This window comes from Micromonospora sp. NPDC000089, from assembly GCF_042899365.1.
GTDB lineage: Bacteria > Actinomycetota > Actinomycetes > Mycobacteriales > Micromonosporaceae > Micromonospora.
The window spans coordinates 101,506-122,046 of record NZ_JBIAZT010000014.1 but is presented as its reverse complement, the minus strand read 5'-3'; the positions used below and the strand labels follow the sequence as shown (position 1 = coordinate 122,046).

Annotated in this window: 16 protein-coding genes and 1 tRNA gene; all 17 read left to right on the top strand. The window is 74.8% G+C overall.

Annotation, left to right across the window (positions count from 1 at the left end):
* Positions 1–59: 59 nt before the first annotated feature.
* Positions 60–1,238 carry a putative cytokinetic ring protein SteA gene (steA, locus tag ACFY3U_RS22740; protein ID WP_387205075.1) on the top strand — a complete coding sequence of 393 codons (1,179 nt, stop codon included), beginning with the start codon at positions 60–62 and terminating at the stop codon, positions 1,236–1,238.
* Between the two features lie 39 nt (positions 1,239–1,277).
* Positions 1,278–2,219, top strand: a complete 942-nt coding sequence (locus tag ACFY3U_RS22735) for a copper transporter (RefSeq protein WP_387205072.1) — start codon at positions 1,278–1,280, stop codon at positions 2,217–2,219.
* 58 nt (positions 2,220–2,277) lie between these two features.
* Positions 2,278–3,144 carry a hypothetical protein gene (locus ACFY3U_RS22730; RefSeq protein ID WP_387205070.1) on the top strand — a complete coding sequence of 289 codons (867 nt, stop codon included), beginning with the start codon at positions 2,278–2,280 and terminating at the stop codon, positions 3,142–3,144.
* 1 nt (position 3,145) lies between these two features.
* Positions 3,146–4,846: a murein biosynthesis integral membrane protein MurJ gene (gene murJ / locus ACFY3U_RS22725; RefSeq protein WP_387205067.1), complete on the top strand. Its 1,701-nt coding sequence runs from the start codon at positions 3,146–3,148 to the stop codon at positions 4,844–4,846.
* A 46-nt stretch (positions 4,847–4,892) separates the two neighbouring features.
* Complete coding sequence (locus ACFY3U_RS22720) at positions 4,893–6,047, top strand: glycosyltransferase family 4 protein (protein WP_387205064.1); 1,155 nt, start codon at positions 4,893–4,895, stop codon at positions 6,045–6,047.
* The gene (locus ACFY3U_RS22715; RefSeq protein ID WP_387205061.1) at positions 6,047–8,491 is read left to right on the top strand and encodes a hypothetical protein; all 2,445 of its coding nucleotides are present in this window, start codon (positions 6,047–6,049) and stop codon (positions 8,489–8,491) included. Before ACFY3U_RS22720 ends, ACFY3U_RS22715 begins: the two co-directional genes overlap by 1 nt.
* Positions 8,492–8,639: 148 nt before the next feature.
* Positions 8,640–10,403: a CTP synthase gene (locus ACFY3U_RS22710; protein WP_387205058.1), complete on the top strand. Its 1,764-nt coding sequence runs from the start codon at positions 8,640–8,642 to the stop codon at positions 10,401–10,403.
* A complete protein-coding gene (locus ACFY3U_RS22705; protein ID WP_387205055.1) occupies positions 10,400–11,035 on the top strand; it encodes an NUDIX domain-containing protein in 636 nt (211 codons plus the stop codon). The genes ACFY3U_RS22710 and ACFY3U_RS22705 overlap by 4 nt, the downstream gene beginning before the upstream one ends.
* Before the next feature lie 408 nt (positions 11,036–11,443).
* The gene (gene ald / locus ACFY3U_RS22700) at positions 11,444–12,559 is read left to right on the top strand and encodes an alanine dehydrogenase (protein WP_387205053.1); all 1,116 of its coding nucleotides are present in this window, start codon (positions 11,444–11,446) and stop codon (positions 12,557–12,559) included.
* A 2-nt stretch (positions 12,560–12,561) separates the two neighbouring features.
* Positions 12,562–13,548: a site-specific tyrosine recombinase XerD gene (locus ACFY3U_RS22695; protein WP_387205050.1), complete on the top strand. Its 987-nt coding sequence runs from the start codon at positions 12,562–12,564 to the stop codon at positions 13,546–13,548.
* Between the two features lie 363 nt (positions 13,549–13,911).
* On the top strand, positions 13,912–14,835 hold the full coding sequence (locus ACFY3U_RS22690; protein ID WP_387205047.1) for a ParA family protein: 924 nt from the start codon (positions 13,912–13,914) through the stop codon (positions 14,833–14,835).
* Between the two features lie 43 nt (positions 14,836–14,878).
* The gene (locus ACFY3U_RS22685) at positions 14,879–15,985 is read left to right on the top strand and encodes a segregation/condensation protein A (protein ID WP_387205044.1); all 1,107 of its coding nucleotides are present in this window, start codon (positions 14,879–14,881) and stop codon (positions 15,983–15,985) included.
* Between the two features lie 4 nt (positions 15,986–15,989).
* A complete protein-coding gene (gene scpB / locus ACFY3U_RS22680) occupies positions 15,990–16,985 on the top strand; it encodes an SMC-Scp complex subunit ScpB (RefSeq protein ID WP_387205041.1) in 996 nt (331 codons plus the stop codon).
* Entirely contained in the window at positions 16,972–17,742 is a 771-nt protein-coding gene (locus tag ACFY3U_RS22675) for a pseudouridine synthase (protein ID WP_387205038.1), read from the top strand. Before scpB ends, ACFY3U_RS22675 begins: the two co-directional genes overlap by 14 nt.
* Before the next feature lie 184 nt (positions 17,743–17,926).
* Positions 17,927–18,607: a (d)CMP kinase gene (gene cmk / locus ACFY3U_RS22670; protein ID WP_387205035.1), complete on the top strand. Its 681-nt coding sequence runs from the start codon at positions 17,927–17,929 to the stop codon at positions 18,605–18,607.
* A gap of 58 nt (positions 18,608–18,665) precedes the next feature.
* A complete protein-coding gene (gene der / locus ACFY3U_RS22665) occupies positions 18,666–20,072 on the top strand; it encodes a ribosome biogenesis GTPase Der (RefSeq protein ID WP_387205032.1) in 1,407 nt (468 codons plus the stop codon).
* A 176-nt stretch (positions 20,073–20,248) separates the two neighbouring features.
* Positions 20,249–20,322: transfer RNA gene (locus ACFY3U_RS22660), tRNA-Pro, on the top strand.
* The last annotated feature ends 219 nt before the right edge of the window (positions 20,323–20,541 follow it).

The window sequence follows — 20,541 nt, the reverse complement described above, 5'->3', positions numbered from 1 at the left end:
CGGCCCTGCTCAGGCATGTCGCGACAGAAAAGCCTGCCTCCCATGCCAGGATGGTCACGATGCGTCTTCCCACTTTGCGCCGCAACCGCAGTGCGGAACCGGGCTCGGTCCTGGGCACCGCGCGCCTCGACCGCCGGACCAAGCGGCTGACCGGCCGGCTGCGGCCGGGCGACATCGCGATCATCGACCACGTCGACCTGGACCGGGTGGCCGCCGACTCGCTGGTCGCGGTCGGCGTCGCCGCGGTGCTGAACGCCAAGCCGTCGGTGTCCGGCCGCTACCCGAACCTGGGCCCCGAGGTGCTCGTCGCCGCGGGCATCCCGCTGCTGGACGACCTTGGCGACGGGGTCTTCGAGCGGATCCGCGAGGGCGACACCGTCCGGGTCGAGGGCAACACCGTCTTCGTCGGGGACGAGCCGGTGGCACACGGCGACCTGCAGGACGTCGAGACCGTGTCCAAGGCGATGGCGGACGCCCGGGAGGGCCTGTCGGTCCAGCTGGAGGCGTTCGCCGCCAACACCATGGACTACCTGCGGCAGGAGCGCGACCTGCTGCTCGACGGGGTCGGCGTACCGGACATCCAGACCCAGGTGCAGGGCCGGCACTGCCTGATCGTGGTGCGCGGCTACGACTACAAGGCCGACCTGGACGTGCTGCGCCCGTACATCCGGGAGTTCAAGCCGGTGTTGATCGGCGTGGACGGCGGGGCGGACGCGCTGGTCGAGGCGGGCTACACCCCCGACATGATCATCGGGGACATGGACTCGGTCACCGACGACGTGCTGCGCTGCGGCGCCGAGGTGATCGTGCACGCCTACCCGGACGGGCGGGCCCCCGGCCTGGCCCGGGTGGAGGGGCTCGGGGTGCCGGCGATCACCTTCCCGGCGGCGGCCACCAGCGAGGACCTGGCGATGCTGCTGGCCGACGAGAAGGGCGCCTCGCTGCTGGTCGCGGTGGGCACCCACGCCACCCTGGTGGAGTTCCTCGACAAGGGCCGCGGCGGCATGGCCTCGACCTTCCTCACCCGGCTCAAGGTCGGCGGCAAGCTGGTCGACGCCAAGGGCGTGAGCCGGCTCTACCGGCAGAGCATCTCGGGCTCCTCGTTGCTGTTGCTGGTCCTGTCCGCGGTCGCCGCGATGGCCTCCGCGGTGGCGGTCTCCACCGTCGGGAAGGCGTACCTGGGCGTGGTCTCCGAGTGGTGGGACAATTTCGTGTTCCAGCTCGGCCAGCTCTTCTAGCTCCCGACCGTTCCACAGACCGATCAAGAGGCTGCAGGCGTGATCAACTTCCGGTACCACGTGGTGTCCCTGACCGCGGTCTTCCTCGCGTTGGCCATCGGCCTGGTGGTGGGTACCGCCGCCCTCAACGGCCCGGTGGCGGACTCGTTGAAGGACAACGTCAACGAGCTGAGCAAGGACAACCGGCAGATGCGTCAGTCGGTCAACAACATGCAGAAGCAGTTGGAGACCGAGGAGGACTTCGCCGCCCAGATGGCGCAGGTCGTGCTGCCGGGCAAGCTCACCGGCAAGCGGGTGCTGGTGCTGGGCCTGCCCACCGGCCGGGAGCACACCGAGGGCGTCCTCAAGATGCTCCAGCTCGCCGGGGCCAGCGTGAGCGGGCGGGTGGACCTGCAGGACAAGTTCGTCAACCCCGACAACAACAGCAACCTGCTGGAGCTGGCCTCGACCGCGGCGCGGCCGACCGCGCCCGCCTCGGCGCTGCCCGGCAACGGCAACGGGGTGGAGACCTCCAGCGCCCTGCTGGCCAGCGTGCTGCTGGACCGGGCGCAGGGCACCCCGGCGGTCAGCGAGGCGGACCGCCGGGCGGTGCTGGCCGCGTACAGCAACGCCGGCTACCTCACCGCCCAGGACAAGGTCGTCGGGCCGGCCGAGGCGGTGGTGGTGGTCAGCGGGCAGCCGTACGTCGACAAGGACTCCGGCAAGAAGGACGAGTCGGTGGTGCGGGTGGCGGAGCAGTTCGACCGCACCGGCGCCACCGTGGTGGCCGGCAACGGGGCGTCCGGCGGCAACCTGGTCGCGGTGGTCCGCACCGACCCGGTGCTCGCCCAGACCATCTCCACCGTCGACAACGCCAACACCGTCCAGGGGCAACTGGTCACCAGCCTCGCCCTGGTGCAGCAGCTGGCCGAGAAGAAGGCCGGCCAGTACGGCGTCGCCGACAACGCCGGCGGCGGGCTGCTGCCTAGACTGCCCCAGTGACCGAACGACGTACCCCGCTGACCGGTAACCGCCCGCACGTCCCGTCCGGCGGGCGGTCGTGAGCGCGCTCGGCCGGCTGGTCGCCGCCGGGCTGGGCGCCACCGCCGCCCGGTACGCGCTGCGCGAGATCCGTACCGCCCCGGTCGGTCCGGCGCTGGAGCGGACCAACTTCCGTGGCCGTACCGTCACGCTCGCCGCCGGTCCCGCGCTGGCGCTCGGCGCGTCCGCCGGCGCGGCGCTGGGCGCGCCCGGCGTTCCGTCCGGCGCGGCCGCGCTGGTCGCCGGCCTGGGCGCCGGGGCGGTCGGCCTCTACGACGACGTGGTCGGCGCCCGGCCCGAGCAGAAGGCCGCCAAGGGCTTCGCCGGGCACCTCGCCGCGCTGCGCGAGGGCCGGGTCACCGCGGGCCTGGTCAAGGTCGCCGGGGTGGGCGCCGCCGGGTTGGCCGCGGCCGCCCTGCTCGCCGCCGACCGGGCCGTGGCCGGGCACCCCCGCCGGCAGGACCGCGGCGCGCTGGCGGCCGGGGTCGACGTGCTGCTCGGCGCGGGTGTGATCGCCGGCACCGCCAACCTGGTCAACCTGCTCGACCTGCGCCCCGGCCGGGCGCTGAAGTCCGGGCTGCTGCTCGGCGCGGCGCTGGCCGAGGGCACCCATGGCGGCCTGGCCGCCGGGCCGGTCGGCGCGGCCGCCGGGCTGATCGGCGAGGACCTCGGCGAGCGGGTGATGGTCGGCGACAGCGGCGCCAACGCGCTCGGCGCGCTGCTCGGGGTCGCCCTCGCCGCGCGGACCGGCCCGCGCGGCCGGGCCGCCGCGCTCGCCGTGCTGGCCGGGCTCACCGCGGCCAGCGAGAAGGTCAGCTTCACCGCGGTCATCCAGCGCACCCCGGTACTGCGTGAGCTCGACGCGGTGGGCCGGCGATCCGACTGACGTGACCAGACCGGCCCCCCTCGCCGGCACCGGCCGCGTGGCCGGCGCGGCCGCCCTCATCGCCGTCCTCACCGTCGTGGCCCGGCTCGCCGGCTTCGGCCGCACCGCCGTGTTCAGCTGGGTCGTCGAGCGTAGCGACCTCGGCGGCATGTACGTGGTCGCCAACACGGTGCCGAACATCATCTTCGAGATCGTCGCCGGTGGCGCGCTGGCCAGCCTGGTCGTACCGCTGCTGGCCGGGCCGGTCGCGGCCGGCGACCGGCGGGCGGTGGCCGCCACCACCGGCGCGCTGCTGACCTGGACGGTGACCCTGCTGGTGCCGCTCGCGGTGCTGGTCGCGCTGCTGGCCGACCCGATCGTGGCGGTGATCAGCGACGCGCGGTCGCCGGCCGAGCTGGCCACCGGCGCCCGGATGCTGCGGGTGTTCTCCCCGCAGCTGCCGCTCTACGGCATCGGCATCGTGCTCACCGGCGTGCTGCAGGCGCACCGGCGGTTCGCCTGGCCGGTGATCGCGCCGCTGCTGTCCAGCGTCACCGTGATGGTGGTCTACCTCACCTTCGGCCTCGCCGAGGGGCGGGGAGCGAGCATCGCCGGGGTGAGCCGGGCCGGCGAGCTGATCCTCTCCGGCGGCACCACCCTCGGCGTGGTCGTGCTGTCGCTGTCGCTGCTGATCCCGCTGCGTCGGCTGGGCCTGTCGCTGCGCCCCGGGTACGGGTTCCCCGCCGACGCCCGGGCGAAGGTGGGCGGGCTGGCCGTGGCCGGCGCGGTCACCGTCACCGCCCAGCAACTCGCCCTGGTGGTGATCCTCAACCGGGTCACCGGCGGCCCCACCGGCTCGCCGCAGGTCTACAACCTGGCGCAGACCATGTACCTACTGCCCTGGGCGGTGCTGGCGGTGCCGCTCGCGGTGGCGGCGTACCCGACGCTGACCGCGGCCTCCGCGGCCGGTGACGAGGACCGCTACCGGCGTACCCTCTCCGGGTCGGTCCGCGGGGTGCTGCTGTTCGGCTTCCTCGGAGCGGCGGCGCTGGTCGGCACCGCCGAACCGGTCGGCCGGTTCTTCCCGCTCGGCGAGCGGGAGACGGCCGCCGCGATCGCCGGCTTCGCTCCCGGTCTGGTCGGCTACGCCCTGTTCGCGGTGCTGTCCCGCGCCCTGTACGCCCGGGGCGCCACCCGGCCGGCGACCGTCGCGATCACCACCGGCTGGCTGGTGGTGCCGGTGGCCGCCGCCGCGCTGGCCGCCGTGCTGCCCCGGCCCGACCGGGTGCTCGCCGTCACCCTGGCCAACTCGGTCGGCATGCTGGTGCTGGCGGTCCTGCTGGTACTCGCCGTCCGGCGCGCCGCCGGCCGAGCCGCCCTGGCCGGCGCCGGTCGGGCCGCGGGCGCCGGCCTGATCGCCGCGCTGCTCGCCGCCCCCGCCGGGGTCGCCGCCGCCCGGTGGGCCGCCGGCCTTGGCGGCACCCCGACGACAGCCGGAGCGCTCGCGCAGGGCATGCTGTCCGGGGCCGTGGTCGGCGTGGTGTTCCTCGCCGTTACCTGGCTCACGGACCGACCGGACGTGCGGCCGCTGCTGACCGGGGTGCGACGCCGGCTCGCGGGACCGCTGCGCCGGCTCGCCGGGCGGACGACGCCAGGGCGCGGCGCGCCCGAGGACGGCATCCCCCCGGAGCGGGGTGACGGGAAGGAGACGGTGTCCCGGTGAACGCGACAGGTGCCCTCGGCCGGCCCCGACCGCGGGGGTGGCGTCGATGAGCGACGCGACCACACCCCGGTTGACCGGCACGGTGGTGCTGCTGCTCGCCTCCAGCACCGGCGGGGTGGGACAGCACGTCCGCTCGGTGGCCCGCGGGCTCACCGCGGCCGGCGCGCCGGTGCTGGTCTGCGGGCCGGCGGCCACCCAGGAACAGTTCGACTTCACCGGCACCGGCGCCCGCTTCGCGCCGGTGGAGATCCCGGCCAGCCCCACGCCCGCCGACGCCCGGGCCGTCGCCGCGCTGCGGCGCGTCCTCGCCGACGAGCACGCCCAGGTGGTGCACGCCCACGGGCTGCGCGCCGGGCTGGTCGCCGTCCTCGCCCGGCCGGCCGCGCCGCTGGTGGTGACCTGGCACAACGCGGTGCTCGCCGGCGGGGTGCGCGGCCAGCTGTCCCGGCTGGCCGAACGCACCGTCGCCCGTTCCGCCCGGGTCGCGCTGGGCGCCTCCGCCGACCTGGTGGAGCGCGCCGCCGCGCTGGGCGCGGCCGACGCCCGGCTCGCCCCGGTCGCCGCGCCCGACCTGCCCCCGCCCCGCCGCCGGCGCGCGGCGGTACGAGCCGAGTTCGGCGTCGCGCCGGACCAGCCGCTGATCCTGTCCGTCGGCCGGCTGCACCCGCAGAAGCGGTACGACGTGCTGGTGGACGCCGCCGCCCGGTGGCGTACCCGGGTGCCGCCGCCCGCCGTGGTGATCGCCGGCAGTGGCCCGGCGTACCTGCCGGTGGCCGCCCGGATCTCCGCCACCCGGGCCCCGGTGACCCTGCTCGGGCACCGCACCGACGTCGCCGACCTGCTCGCCGGCGCCGACCTGGCGCTGGTGACCAGCGACTGGGAGGCCCGGCAGCTGTTCGCCCAGGAGGCGCTGCGGGCCGGCGTGCCGCTGGTCGCCACCGCCGTCGGTGGCCTGCCCGAGCTGGTCGGCGATGCGGCCGTGCTGGTGCCGCCCGGTGACGTGGACGCCGTCGACGCCGCGGTGCGCTCGCTGCTCGACGACGAGAGCCTCCGCGCCGACCTGGCCCACCGGGGCGCCGCCCGGGCCGCGACCTGGCCCACCGAGGAGGACACCGTCGCCGCCCTGACCGCCCTGTACGCCGAGCTGGCCCCGAACGCCGCCGGCCCGGGCGCCGACGCCCCGTCGACGGGACGCCGGTGATGCTGCGCAGACTCACCCCGGTCCTGCTCACCCTGCTGGTGGTGGTGCTGGGCGTGACCGCGCTGGCGGCCCGCCCGGCGCCCGGCCCGCAGCGGCCCACCGCCGACTTCGTGGTGCTCGTCGGGGTGGCCGGGCTGCGCTGGGACGACGTCGACCCGCAGACCACGCCGACGCTGTGGGCAATGGCCGAGCGGGGCTCGATCGGCTCGCTGTCCACCCGCTCGGCGACCCGGCCCACCTGCCCGGTGGACGGCTGGCTCACCCTCGGCGCGGGCAGCTACGCCGCCTGGAACGGCACCCGCCAGCAGGGCCGCTGCCCGTCGGTGGGGGTGACGGTCGAGCAACCGGACCGGATCGGCGCCAACCTGCCCGACCAGGAGGACGTGGTCCGCTACAACGCCGACCGGCTGTCCTGGGGCGCGGTGCCGGGCTCGCTGTCGGAGTCGGTGCGCTGCTCGGTCGCGATCGGCCCGGGCGCCGCGGTCGCCGCCGCGCGGCCGTTCGGCCGGGTGGACCGGTACGCCCCGGGGCTGCCCGCCGACCCGGCCCCGCTGCTCGGCTCCTGCGTGCTGAGCATCGTCGACCTGGGCGCCGTCACCGGTGAGGACCCGGCCGGGCGCCGGATCGACGCCGCCCGGGCCGACGCCGCGCTGGCCCGGGTGCTGGCCGCCCGCCCCCCGCGCTCCACGGTCGTCGTCGCCGGGGTTTCCGACACCGACGCGCCGGCCCGGCTGCACGCCGCCGTGGTCGACGGACCGGGCTGGGAGCGGGGCTGGCTCACCTCCGCCAGCACCGGGCGGGAGGGCTACCTGCAACTGGTCGACCTCGCCCCGACCGCGCTGACCGTGCTGGGCCGGCCGATGCCGGAGCGGCTGTTCCTCGGCCGCCCGGCGGGGCGGATCGCCGACCGGCCGGAGGAGCTGGCCGCGGCGATCACCGCGCCGGCCGACGCCGACCGGGAGGCGGCCGCGCAGCGGAAGGTGGCCGGCTGGTTCTTCGGCCTGCTCGCCCTGGCCCAGCTGGCGCTCGCCGTGGCGGTGCTGCCGCTGCTGCGCCGGGCCCGGCGGCTCGCCGGCCCGCACAGCCCGCCGCCGGTCTCACCCCGGGTGGTCGGCGTGGTGGAGCTGCTGCTGGTGGCGGCCGCGTTGGCGGTGCCCGCCGCGCTGCTCGCCGACGCCGTGCCGTGGTGGCGGGGGAGCCACGCCGGGGTGTGGTTCGCGGTGGTCACGGTGGCCCTGATCGGGGCCGCCACGGCGCTGGTCCGGTTCGCGCCCGGCCACCGGCGGACGCTGGGGCCGCTGGGCGCGGTCGCCGCGCTGGCCACCGCGGTGGTCGGCGCGGACGTGCTCAGCGGAGCCCGGCTGCAGCTCAACGGCGTGGTCGGGTACTCGGCGCTGGAGGGTGGCCGGTTCGCCGGGCTGGGCACGGTGGGCCTCGGGGTGTTCCTCGCCGGCGCCCTGCTCGGCGCGGGCTGGCTGGCCCAGCGGGTCGGTCGGGAGTCCCGGCCGATGGTGGTGGGCGTGGTCGGCGGCCTGGCCGTGGTGCTGGTCGGCAGCCCGTACCTGGGGGCGGACCCGATCGGCGCGGTCGCGCTGACCGCCGGGGTGGCGGTGGCCGCGGCGATCAGCGCCGGCGGCTGGCTGACCGTCAGCCGGCTGCTCTGGGCCACCATGGCCGGGCTGGCGCTGACCATCGGCTTCGCCCTGGTGGACCTGCGCCGCCCGGTCGAGGAGCGCGGGGCGCTGGGTCGCTTCCTCACCGCGCTGGGCGACGGCACGGGCGGCCTGACCGTGCACCGGGCTAGCACGGCGAACCTGGAAACGCTGCTGCACAGCCCGTTGACCGTGCTCGCGGTGGTGGGCGGCCTGTTGGTCTGGTTCGCCCTGCTGCAGCCCTGGGGTGGGCTGATGCGGCTGTTCGGCATCTACCCGGCGATCCGGGCCGCGCTGGCCGGCACGGCGGTGGCCGCGGTGATCGGCGGCCTGCTCGGCGGTGCCGCGCTGGACGTGGCGGGGGCGGCGGCCGCGCTGGTGGTGCCGATGGCGGCGCTCGCCTCGCTGCGGGTGCTGGACCACTCCACCGACCGCACCCAGCCGGACCCCGGTCGCCGGCGCGACGACGGGCCGGGCGGCGCGTCACCGGAGCCGGACGGCGGCCCGCCCGCCGCCGCCGACCCGTCCGCCGCCGACCCGTCCGGCGTCCCGCCGTCGACCGGCGGCCCGTCGAGCGCGGGGCCGTCGACCGGCGGGCCGTCCGGTGGCGGCGCGGAGGGCCGCGGGACGGCCGCAGCGGGGCGTACCCCGGGGGACGCCGGAGCGGACGGCGGTGACGGTGCGCGACGGGAGCCGGGGGACGGCGGGGCCGACGCCGGCCGGGCCGGGGTGCCCGCCGCGCGGCGGCCCGACGGCCCGGTACGGGCGTCGACCGAGGTCCCGGCGCCCTGAGCCCCGACCGGCCCACGGCCCCCACCTCGGGTGCGACGCCGGGCCCCGGTCGGGAAGGTGTTACCGTGGAATCCCGTGGATCGCGTGATCACTTTGCTGATCGGCACGGCGGTTCGCTTGACCGCTACGGACGACACGGGAGCAGGCCTTGGCCCCTTCAGCACGCACGACCCGGCACATCTTCGTCACCGGGGGCGTCGCCTCCTCGCTCGGTAAGGGCCTCACCGCCTCCAGCCTCGGCAATCTGCTCTCCGCGCGCGGGCTGCGGGTGGTGATGCAGAAGCTCGACCCGTACCTCAACGTCGACCCGGGGACGATGAACCCGTTCCAGCACGGCGAGGTCTTCGTCACCGAGGACGGCGCGGAGACCGACCTGGACGTCGGGCACTACGAGCGGTTCCTCGACCGGGCGCTCTCCGGCAAGGCCAACGTCACCACCGGCCAGATCTACTCGGACGTGATCGCCAAGGAGCGGCGCGGTGAGTACCTCGGCGACACCGTCCAGGTCATCCCGCACATCACCAACGAGATCAAGGCCCGGATCGTCGGCATGGCCGACCCGGACGCCGACGGCCAGCTGCCGGACGTGGTGATCACCGAGGTGGGCGGCACGGTCGGCGACATCGAGTCGCTGCCGTTCCTCGAGGCGATCCGCCAGGTGCGCCACGACCTGGGCCGGGACAACTGCTTCTACCTGCACGTCTCGCTGGTGCCGTACCTCGCCCCGTCGGGCGAGCTGAAGACCAAGCCGACCCAGCACTCGGTCGCGCAGCTGCGCAACATCGGCATCCAGCCCGACGCGATCGTGCTGCGCTGCGACCGGGAGATCCCGGACAAGCTCAAGGAGAAGCTGTCCCTCTACTGCGACGTGGACTCCGAGGCGGTCGTCGCCGCCCCGGACGCGCCGAGCATCTACGACATCCCGAAGGTGCTGCACCGCGAGGGCCTCGACGCGTACGTGGTGCGCCGGCTCGGGCTGTCGTTCCGGGACGTGGACTGGACCAGCTGGGACGACCTGCTGGACCGGGTGCACCAGCCGCACCACACGGTGACCGTGGCGGTGGTCGGCAAGTACGTCGACCTGCCCGACGCGTACCTGTCGGTCAGCGAGGCGATCCGGGCGGCCGGCTTCGGCCACCGGGCCCGGGTGCAGCTCAGGTGGGTGCCCAGTGACGACTGCGTCACCCCGGCCGGCGCGGCGGCCGCGCTGGCCGGCGTGGACGGCATCGTGATCCCCGGCGGCTTCGGCGTCCGCGGCATCGAGGGCAAGATCGGCACCGCCCGGTACGCCCGGGAGAACGGCATCCCGCTGCTCGGCCTCTGCCTCGGCCTGCAGTGCATGACCATCGAGGTGGCCCGGCACCTGGCCGGCCTGGAGGGGGCCAACTCGCTGGAGTTCGACGAGGAGGCGACCCACCCGGTCATCGCCACCATGGCCGACCAGCAGGACATCGTCGCCGGCCGCGGCGACCTGGGCGGCACCATGCGGCTCGGGGCGTACCCGGCGACGCTGGCCGAGGGGTCGATCGTGGCCGAGGCGTACGGCGCCACCGAGATCAGCGAGCGGCACCGGCACCGGTACGAGGTGAACAACGCCTACCGCGACCAGCTCACCAAGGCGGGGCTGCGGTTCTCCGGCACCTCGCCGGACGGCCGGCTGGTCGAGTTCATCGAGCTGGACCGCTCGCTGCACCCGTTCTTCGTGGCCACCCAGGCGCACCCCGAGCTGAAGAGCCGCCCGACCCGCCCGCACCCGCTGTTCGCGGCGTTCGTCAAGGCGACCGTGGCGTACTCGGAGGCCGACCGGCTGCCGGTCGACCTGGACCCGGCTACCGGTGGCGCGGCGGCGGACACCCCCGCCGGCCGGGCCGCCCGCAACGGGGCCTCGGCGAAGGCGTCGTCCGCCTCGTGAGCGCGGGGCACGAGCGCACCGGCCCGGGCAGCGCGGTCGAGCACCGGTACGAGCTGCGCGGGCGCACCGAGCGATACCACGGGAAGATCTTCGACGTGGTCACCGACGAGGTGACCATGCCCGGCGGCGGCACCGCCCAGCGCGACTACGTCCGGCACGTCGGGGCGGTCGCCGTGGTGGCGCTGGACGACGCCGGTCAGGTGGTGCTGGTCCGGCAGTACCGGCAGCCGGTCGGGCGGCACCTGTGGGAGCTGCCCGCCGGCCTGATGGACGTCGACGGCGAGGACCTGGCGGCGGCCGCCGCACGGGAGCTCGCCGAGGAGGCCGACCTGACCGCCGGCCGGCTGGACCTGCTGGTCGACGTGCACACCTCGCCCGGCTTCTCCGACGAGCTGGTGCGGGTGTTCCTGGCCCGTGACCTGGCCGAGATGCCGGCCGACCAGCGGCACGAGCGCCGGGACGAGGAGGCCGACCTACAGGTCGTCCGACTCGACCTGGACGAGGCGGTCGGCATGGCGCTGGCCGGCGAGATCACCAACGGCCCGTGCGTGGCCGGCCTCCTGGCCGCCGCCCGGGCCCGCGACACCGCCTGGTCCGCCCTGCGCCGCCCCGACGCCCCCCTACCCCGCTGACCCCGTCCACCGCCCCGACCCGCCCCCGTCCGGCGCCCGCGCCGCACCCAGCTGCGTCGATCTAGGGGTAGTTGCTGTCAGTCGATCTCCGATCGCAGCATCTATCCCTAGATCGCGGGGCCGGGGGTCGGGGGGTCGGGGGCGGGGGGCCGGGGGTGTGTCGCGGGGGTGTGGCGGGCGGGTGGGGGCGGGCGGTGGGACGATGGGGACGGATCGTCGCGCGGGGTGGCCGCCGCCCGGCTGACACTTCGTCAGGCGTACCGGGCACCGGATGTCACTGTGCTGGCTTCCCGAGGGAGGCCACCGGCCTAGACTGCCGCCGGCGGGACCGGTGGACCGCGCCGGCAATGGGGCCGGAGCGGCACCGCGCAGTCGGGGCGAGCCGCCCCGAAGAGAGGTGACTGCATCGTGAAGGTCGGAATCCCACGCGAGGTCAAGAACCACGAGTACCGCGTGGCGATCACGCCGGCGGGCGTCAACGAGTTCGTCCGCCACGGTCACCAGGTCTTCGTCGAGGCCGGCGCCGGCGTCGGGTCCAGCATCGCCGACGACGAGTTCACCGCCGCCGGCGCGAAGATCCTCGGCACCGCCGACGAGGTGTGGGAGACCGCCGAGCTGGTGCTGAAGGTCAAGGAGCCGATCGCCGAGGAGTACCACCGGATGCGCGCGGGGCAGGTGCTCTTCACCTACCTGCACCTGGCCGCGTCCAAGGAGTGCACCGACGCGCTGGTCGACCGCAAGGTCACCGGCATCGCGTATGAGACGGTCGAGCTGCCGGACCGGTCGCTGCCGCTGCTGGCCCCGATGTCCGAGGTGGCCGGCCGGCTCGCCCCGCAGGTCGGCGCGTACCACCTGCAGCGGCAGGGCGGCGGGCGCGGCATCCTGATGGGCGGCGTCTCCGGCGTGTACGCGGCGAAGACCGTGGTCATCGGCGCGGGCGTGTCCGGCATGAACGCCGCCGCCATCGCGCTCGGCCTGCAGGCCGAGGTGCTGCTGCTGGACAAGAACGTGGCCCGGCTGCGGCAGGCCGACGCGATCTACCGCGGGCACCTGCAGACGGTGGCCTCCAACGCGTACGAGATCGAGCGGGCCGTGCTGGACGCGGACCTGGTCATCGGCGCGGTGCTGGTGCCGGGCGCGAAGGCCCCGACGCTGATCTCCAACGAGCTGGTGTCCCGGATGAAGCCGGGCAGCGTGCTGGTGGACATCTCCATCGACCAGGGTGGCTGCTTCGAGGACTCCCGGCCCACCACGCACGCCGAGCCGACCTACCAGGTGCACGACTCGATCTTCTACTGCGTGGCGAACATGCCCGGCGCGGTGCCGCACACCAGCACGTACGCGCTGACCAACGTCACCCTGCCGTACGCCCTGGAGCTGGCCAACCAGGGCTGGCGCGAGGCGCTGCGCCGCGACCCGGCGCTGGCGCTGGGCCTGAACACCCACGACGGCCAGGTCACCTACGGCCCGGTCGCCGAGGCGCACGGCATGGCGGCCCTGCCGCTGTCGGACGTGCTGGCCTGACCGTGGTCACCGACGGGGCCGGCCCGGGCACCCCGCCCGCGCCGGCCCTGCGGCGTGCCGTGCGCGGCTACCTCGACCACCTGACCGTCGAGCGTGGCCTGTCCGCGAACACGCTGTCGTCGTACCGGCGGGACCTGGAGCGCTACCTCGACACCCTGGCCACGGTCGGGGTGACCGACCTGGCCTCGGTCGGGCCCGGCACGGTGGAGGCGCACCTGGCCCGGCTGCGCGCGGGCGACGACGACCACCCGCCGCTGGCGGTCGCGTCCGCCGCCCGCGCCGCGTCCGCGGTGCGCGGCCTGCACCGCTTCGCGCTGCGCGAGGGCCTGGCCGGCGCCGACCCGAGCCGGGACGTGCGTCCGCCCACCCCGCCGCGCCGGCTGCCCCGCGCGCTGCCGGTCGACGACGTGGTCCGGCTGCTGGAGACCGCCGGCCCGGTCACCGCGACCGGCGACGGCGCGGCCCTGGCGCTGCGCGACCGGGCGCTGCTGGAGTTCCTGTACGGCACCGGCGCGCGGATCTCCGAGGCGGTCGGCGCGGCGGTGGACGACCTGGACGTCGACGAGGGCACCGCGCTGCTGCGCGGCAAGGGCGGCCGGACCCGGCTGGTGCCGATCGGCGGGTACGCCGCCGACGCGCTGCGGGCCTGGCTGGTGCGCGCCCGCCCGGGGCTGGTCGCCGCCGGCCGAGGCACCCCGGCGGTCTTCGTGAACGCCCGCGGCGGTGCGCTGACCCGGCAGGGCGCCTGGACCGTGCTGCGCCGGGCCGCCCAGCGGGCCGAGCTGCCGGTGGACGGCCCGGCGGCGGTCTCCCCGCACACCCTGCGCCACTCGTACGCCACCCACCTGCTCGACGGCGGCGCGGACGTGCGGGTGGTGCAGGAGCTGCTCGGCCACGCCTCGGTGACCACCACCCAGGTGTACACACTGGTCACCGTGGACCGGCTGCGCGAGGTGTACGCCACCGCCCACCCCCGTGCGTTGGGGTGAGCGCGAGGAGTGAGCCGGGGTTGCGAGCCCCGCAGTCGCGAACGAACAGCGTCCCGGGTGAGCGCGAGGAGTGAGCCGGGGTTGCGAGCCCCGCAGTCGCGAACGAAGAGTGTCCCGGGTGAGCGCGAGGAGTGAGCCGGGGTTGCGAGCCCCGCAGTCGCGAAGGAACAGAGTCGCGCCTGATCCGCCGCCCGGCCGGCGATCGACACGCCGGAGGCGGTGCCGAACGCGCTGCTGGTCGGTGGCGTAGAGTCGGCTTCGGCGCGGACCTCCTGGGAGCGACATCCGGGGTGCGCAGCGGCGCCGCGAAGGACGTCGGAAGGCTCCGACGCCGGGTGGTCGTCGGGAGGGGGCAACGAGGACATGGCTGGCAACGGTGACCGTGCCGACGCCTGGACGTCGGAGCTCCGCGAGCAGCAGGCGTCGCTCGGCGCGGACCTGGGCCCGGCGGACCCGGCCGCGTACACGATGCGCAAGCCGATCCCCGAGCCGATGCCGACCGACCGGCACGGCCCGGCGCGGATCATCGCGATGGCCAACCAGAAGGGCGGGGTGGGCAAGACCACCACGACGATCAACCTGGGCGCCGCGCTGGCCGAGTACGGCCGCAAGGTGCTGCTGGTCGACTTCGACCCGCAGGGCGCGCTCTCGGTCGGGCTCGGCGTCAACCCGCACAACCTCGACCTGTCGGTCTACAACCTGCTGATGCAGGACGACGTCACCGCCGAGGACGTCCTGATCAAGACCGACGTGGCCGGGCTGCACCTGCTGCCGGCCAACATCGACCTATCCGCGGCCGAGATCCAGCTGGTCAACGAGGTCGCCCGGGAGATGGCCCTGGCCCGGGTGCTGCGCACCATCCGCAAGGAGTACGACTACATCCTGATCGACTGCCAGCCCTCGCTGGGCCTGCTGGCGATCAACGCGCTGACCGTCGCGCACGGCGTGCTCATCCCACTGGAGTGTGAATTCTTCAGCCTCCGCGGCGTGGCCCTGCTGCTGGACACCATCGACAAGGTGCGCGAGCGGCTCAACTTCGACCTGGAGCTGGAAGGCATCCTCGCCACCATGTACGACAGCCGCACCACGCACTGCCGCCAGGTGCTGCAGCGGGTGGTGGAGGCGTTCGGCGACAAGGTCTACCAGACGGTCATCACCAAGACGGTGAAGTTCCCCGAGTCCACCGTGGCCGGTGCCCCGATCACCAGCCTCGACCCAGCGTCCTCCGGCGCGCGCAACTACCGCCAGCTGGCCCGCGAGGTGATCGCCGCCCAGTCCGAGCGGTAGAGGCCGAACGCCTGATGGCCGGGACGTGGACTACGGTCTTCCGGTGACCGCGCCCCCGCTCGACCCGCCCGCGACGCCGACGCCGCCGCCCGTGGCGGCCGCGGAGGCCGCCGCCGACGTGCCGACCGACGCCGCCGGGGTGCCCGAGGGTACGGAGAACGCCGGCTTCACCGTCCGGCTGGCGAACTTCACCGGCCCGTTCGACCTGCTGCTGCAGCTGATCAGCAAGCACAAGCTGGACGTCACCGAGGTGGCGCTGCACCGGGTCACCGACGAGTTCATCGCGTACATCCGGGCGATGGGCGACCAGTGGGACCTGGACGAGACCAGCGAGTTCCTGCTGATCGCCGCCACCCTGCTCGACCTGAAGGCGGCCCGGCTGCTGCCCGCCGCCGAGGTGGAGGACGAGGAGGACCTCGCCCTGCTGGAGGCGCGGGACCTGCTCTTCGCCCGGCTGCTGCAGTACAAGGCGTACAAGGAGGCGGCCGCCCACCTGGCCGAGCTGGAGGCGGTCGGCGGCCGGCGGTACCCCCGGGCGGTCACCCTGGAGCCCCGGTACGCCGAGGCGCTGCCCGACCTGGTGCTCGGCGTCGGCCCGCAGCGGCTGCTGAAGCTGGCGATCCGGGCGATGACCCCGAAGCCGGTGCCGGAGGTCTCCACCGCGCACGTGCACATGGTCCGGGTGAGCGTCCGCGAGCACGCGGCGATCCTCACCGAGCGGCTGCGCCGCGCCGGTACCGCCCCGTTCTCGCTGCTCTGCGCCGATTGCGAGATCACCCTGGAGGTGGTGGCCCGGTTCCTGGCGCTGCTGGAGCTCTACCGGGAGGGCCTGGTCGCGTTCGTCCAGGAACAGGCGCTGGAGGAGCTGACCGTCCGCTGGACCGGGCCCGCCGACGGCGGCGCCGACCTGCAGATTGACGAGTACGCCGGCACCGCCGAGCCGGCCGACACCGAGCCGGCCGACACCGAGCCGGCCGACACCGAACCGGCCGACACCGAGCCGGCCGACACCGAGCCGGCCGGACCGGGCGCACCCGAGTGGGCCGACTCGGGCGCACCCGAGTGGGCCGAACCGGGCGAACCCGAGCGGGCCGAAGCGAGCGCACCCGAGCGGGCCGAACCGGGCGAACCCGACCCGAGGCAGGAGTGACGAGATGAGCGACGAGGAGCGCCGGGACTCGCTGGCCGACCAGGCCGCCGCCTGGATCCCACCCTGGGCGCGCCCCACCCCCGACCCGACCGAGGAGCCCGCCCCGGCCGCCTCGGCCGAGCCGCACGCCGCGGCCGACCCTGCCGTGCCGCCCGCCCCGGCCGAGGAGCCGGCGCCGACCGACCCGGCCGAGGCCGAGATCGTGGCGAGTTCCGGTTCGCTGCGAACCGACAGTCGCGAAGATCTCACCGCGGCAGCCCCGGAGAGCGGCGGGGCGGCGGAGCAAGGGGAGCCGGGCGGGGGAGCGCCGGTAGGTGAGGGCGAGGCGGTCACCCCGGCACCGGCGCCTGCCGAGGGTCGCGTGGCGGGGGCGGGGGAGGCTGCCCGCGTACCCTCGAAGGAGCGGGCGGGGCGACGGCGCGCGACGGTCGTGCCGGAGCCGGCGCCGGTGCTGGCCGACGCGGAGCTGCGCGGCGCCCTGGAGGCGATCCTGCTGGTGGTGGACGAGCCGGTCAGCGAGCTGACCCTGGCCCAGGTGCTGGAGCAGTCCCCGGAGCGGATCGGGCCGGTGCTGGACGACATCGCCGCCGGGTACACCGCGGCCGGGCACGGTTTCGAGCTGCGCCGGGCGGCGGGTGGCTGGCGTCTCTACACCCGCCCGGAATACGCGACGTACGTGGAACGGTTCGTGTTGGACGGGCAGTCGGTACGGCTGACCCAGGCCGCGCTGGAGACGCTCGCGGTGATCGCCTACCGGCAGCCGGTGACCCGTTCGCGGATCTCGGCCATCCGGGGTGTGAACTGTGACGGGGTGATCCGTACCCTGGTCTCCCGCGGGCTGGTCGAGGAGTGCGGCGCCGAAGCGGACAGCGGGGCGTTCCTCTACCGGACCACCACGATGTTCCTGGAGAAGCTGGGACTCGACTCGGTGGCCGACCTGCCACCGCTGGCCCCGTTCCTCCCCGACGACGTAGAAGAGCTTGCCGATGCCACGCGATGACCGTTCCCCGAAGCCCGACGCCCCCGTGTACGAGAGCGCCGAGCGCCTGCAGAAGGTGCTCGCCGCCGCCGGCGTCGGCTCCCGGCGTGCCTGTGAGGACCTGATCTTCCGGCGCCGGGTGACCGTCAACGGGCGGGTGGCGCAGCTCGGCGACAAGGCCGACCCGACCAAGGACGTGATCGTCGTGGACGGGGAGCGGCTGCAGGCCGACGTCCGGCTGGTCTACGCGGCGATGAACAAGCCGCGCGGGGTGGTCACCACCATGGCGGACGAGAAGGGCCGCACCGAGCTGGCCGACTTCCTCGGCGCCCGGCTGGAGCAGCGGGTCTACCACGTCGGGCGGCTCGACGCCGACAGCGAGGGCCTGCTGCTGCTGACCAACGACGGCACCCTCGCGCACAAGCTGATGCACCCGTCGTACCAGGTGCTCAAGACCTACCTGGCCGAGGTGGCCGGGCCGATCCCGCGCAACCTGAGCAAGCGGCTGCTGACCGGGGTGGAGCTGGAGGACGGGCCGGTCAAGCTCGACTCGTTCAAACTGGTGGACACCCTGGGCAAGACCGCCCAGGTGGAGCTGACCCTGCACGAGGGGCGCAAGCACATCGTCCGGCGCCTGATGGACGAGGTCGGGCACCCGGTGTCCCGGCTGATCCGCACCTCGATCGGGCCGATCAAGCTGGGTGACCTGCGCACCGGGCGGCTGCGGCGGCTGACCAACGCGGAGGTCGCCGCGCTGTTCAAGGCCGTGGGTGACTGACCCGGTCGATGAGGGTAAGCGTGCGGGTAGGCTTCGTCGCGGCCGTGGGTGGCGCGGGTCGCGCCCGGCGGTCTCCCGCGCGGCCCGCATCGGGGCGCGGGGCAGAATCGACGACGAACGACAAACCGCTCAACGGCGCCGCACTCACCGGGCGCCCGCGAGGTACGGGCTGAGGAGGACAACGGTGGAGAAGAACGTACCGGCCGGGCGTTGCGTGGTCGCTGTGGACGGGCCGTCCGGTTCGGGTAAGTCCACCGTGTCGCGGCGGCTCGCCGTGGCCCTCGACGCCCGCTACCTGGACACCGGCGCGATGTACCGGGCGATCACCTGGGCCGTGCTGCGCTCCGGGGTCGACCTGACCGACGCCGCCGCCGTGGGCAAGGTCGCCGGCGAGGTCGACCTGCGCATCGGCACCGACCCCCAGGGGTACGGCGTGACCGCCGATGGGGTGAGCATCGATCGGGAGATCCGCGGGCCCGAGGTGACCGGGGCGGTCTCCGCCGTGGCCGCCGTGCCGGCCGTGCGCGCTCTTCTGGTGGCCCGCCAGCGGGAGATGATCGCGAACGCCGGCCGGATCGTGGTCGAGGGTCGCGACATCGGCTCCGTCGTGGCCCCCGACGCCGACCTGAAGGTCTACCTGACCGCCTCCGAGGCGGCGCGCGCGAAGCGGCGCAGCGCCGAGGACGCGGCCGACGTCGCGGCGACCGCCGCCGACCTGGCCCGCCGGGACAAGCTGGACTCGACCCGCAAGGCCGACCCGTTGCAGCAGGCTACCGACGCGGTCGAGCTGGACACCACCGAGCTGGGCATCGACGAGGTCGTCGCCCGGCTGCGCGAGCTGCTCACCGAGCGGGGCGTCCTGTGAGCGCGAGGAGTGAGCCGGTGTTGCGAGCCCCGCAGTCGCGAACGAAGGGTGGCCCGGCATGAGCGAGGACACCGCCGGCTGGGTGGAGCTGCGCGAGCCGGACCTCGACGTCGAGGAGCCGACCGGCCCGCAGCCCGTGGTGGCCGTGGTCGGCCGGCCCAACGTGGGCAAGTCGACCCTGGTCAACCGGATCATCGGCCGCCGGCAGGCGGTCGTCGAGGACGTCCCCGGGGTGACCCGGGACCGGGTGCCGTACGACGCGCAGTGGAACGGCCGGACGTTCACCGTGGTGGACACCGGTGGCTGGGAGCCGGACGCCCGGGACCGAGCCGCCGCGATCGCCGCCCAGGCCGAGATCGCCGTGGCCACCGCAGACGTGGTGATCTTCGTGGTCGACGCCATGGTCGGCTCCACCGACGTGGACGAGGCCGCGGTGAAGATGCTGCGGCGCAGCGCCAAGCCGGTCCTGCTGGTGGCCAACAAGGCCGACAACGCCGCGATCGAGATGGACGCCGTCTCGCTGTGGTCGCTCGGCCTCGGCGAGCCGCACGTGGTCTCCGCGCTGCACGGTCGCGGCGCCGGCGAGCTGCTCGACGCCATCCTGGACGCCATGCCGGAGGCGCCGAAGATCGTCGAGAATCGACCGCGCGGCCCGCGCCGGGTGGCCCTGGTCGGTCGCCCCAACGTCGGCAAGTCCAGCCTGCTCAACCGGTTCTCCGGCGAGGAGCGGGCGGTCGTCGACTCGGTCGCCGGCACCACCGTCGACCCGGTCGACAGCCTGGTGCAGATCGGCGGCGAGACCTGGCAGCTGGTGGACACCGCAGGCCTGCGCAAGCGGGTCGACCGGGCCAGCGGCACCGAGTACTACGCCAGCCTGCGCACCGCCGGCGCGATCGAGGCGGCCGAGGTGGCCGTGGTGCTGCTCGACTCCAGCGAGGTGATCAGCGAGCAGGACCAGCGGATCCTGTCCATGGTCACCGAGTCCGGCCGGGCGCTGGTCATCGCCTTCAACAAGTGGGACCTGGTCGACGGCGACCGCCGGTACTACCTGGACAAGGAGATCGAGCGCGAGCTGCGCCGCATCCCCTGGGCGATCCGGCTCAACCTGTCCGCGAAGACCGGCCGCGCGGTCGACAAGCTCGCCCCCGCGCTGCGCAAGGCGCTGGAAAGCTGGGAGACCCGCGTCCCCACCGCGCAGCTCAACCAGTGGCTCACCGCGCTGGTCCAGGCCACCCCGCACCCGGTGCGCGGTGGTCGGGCCCCGAAGATCCTCTTCGCCACCCAGGCCGGGGTGGCCCCGCCCCGGTTCGTGCTCTTCACCACCGCGCCGCTGGACGCCGGCTACCAGCGCTTCGTCGAGCGCAAGCTGCGCGAGGAGTTCGGCTTCGAGGGCAGCCCGGTGGAGATCTCGGTACGCCCGCGCAAGAAGCTCGGCCCGGGCGGGCGGGGCAAGGCGCACGGCTGACCCTGTTCGTCCTGGTGCCCGGGGAGCTTCGGCTCCCCGGGCACTCCTTTGTCCTAGGACGCTTTAGAGGGTGTGGCATGCGTTGCCCGCGCGGCGCGGTGGGGGCGATGCGGGGGCTGGGGCGATCTTGCGCTAAGCTGTACCGGCTGCCGCGGGGGAGACCGCGCGGGGAGCATCGGGACGTAGCGCAGCTTGGTAGCGCACTTGACTGGGGGTCAAGGGGTCGCAGGTTCAAATCCTGTCGTCCCGACAGTAAAACAGCAGGTCAGGGCCTTGATTCACCTCGGTGGGTCGAGGCCTTCTGCTGTTCTGTCTCACAATTTCTCATGTAGGCCCGTACTGCTGAAATTCGTGTCACCGGGGTTACCCGTACAGTCCACGCCGCGCCCGCGGCGGTCTCCTGGTCGAGTGGTCGTGGTCGATCCCCGCAGCCGCGACGGTCGCATCTGCGACCCGTCGCCCTCGGACG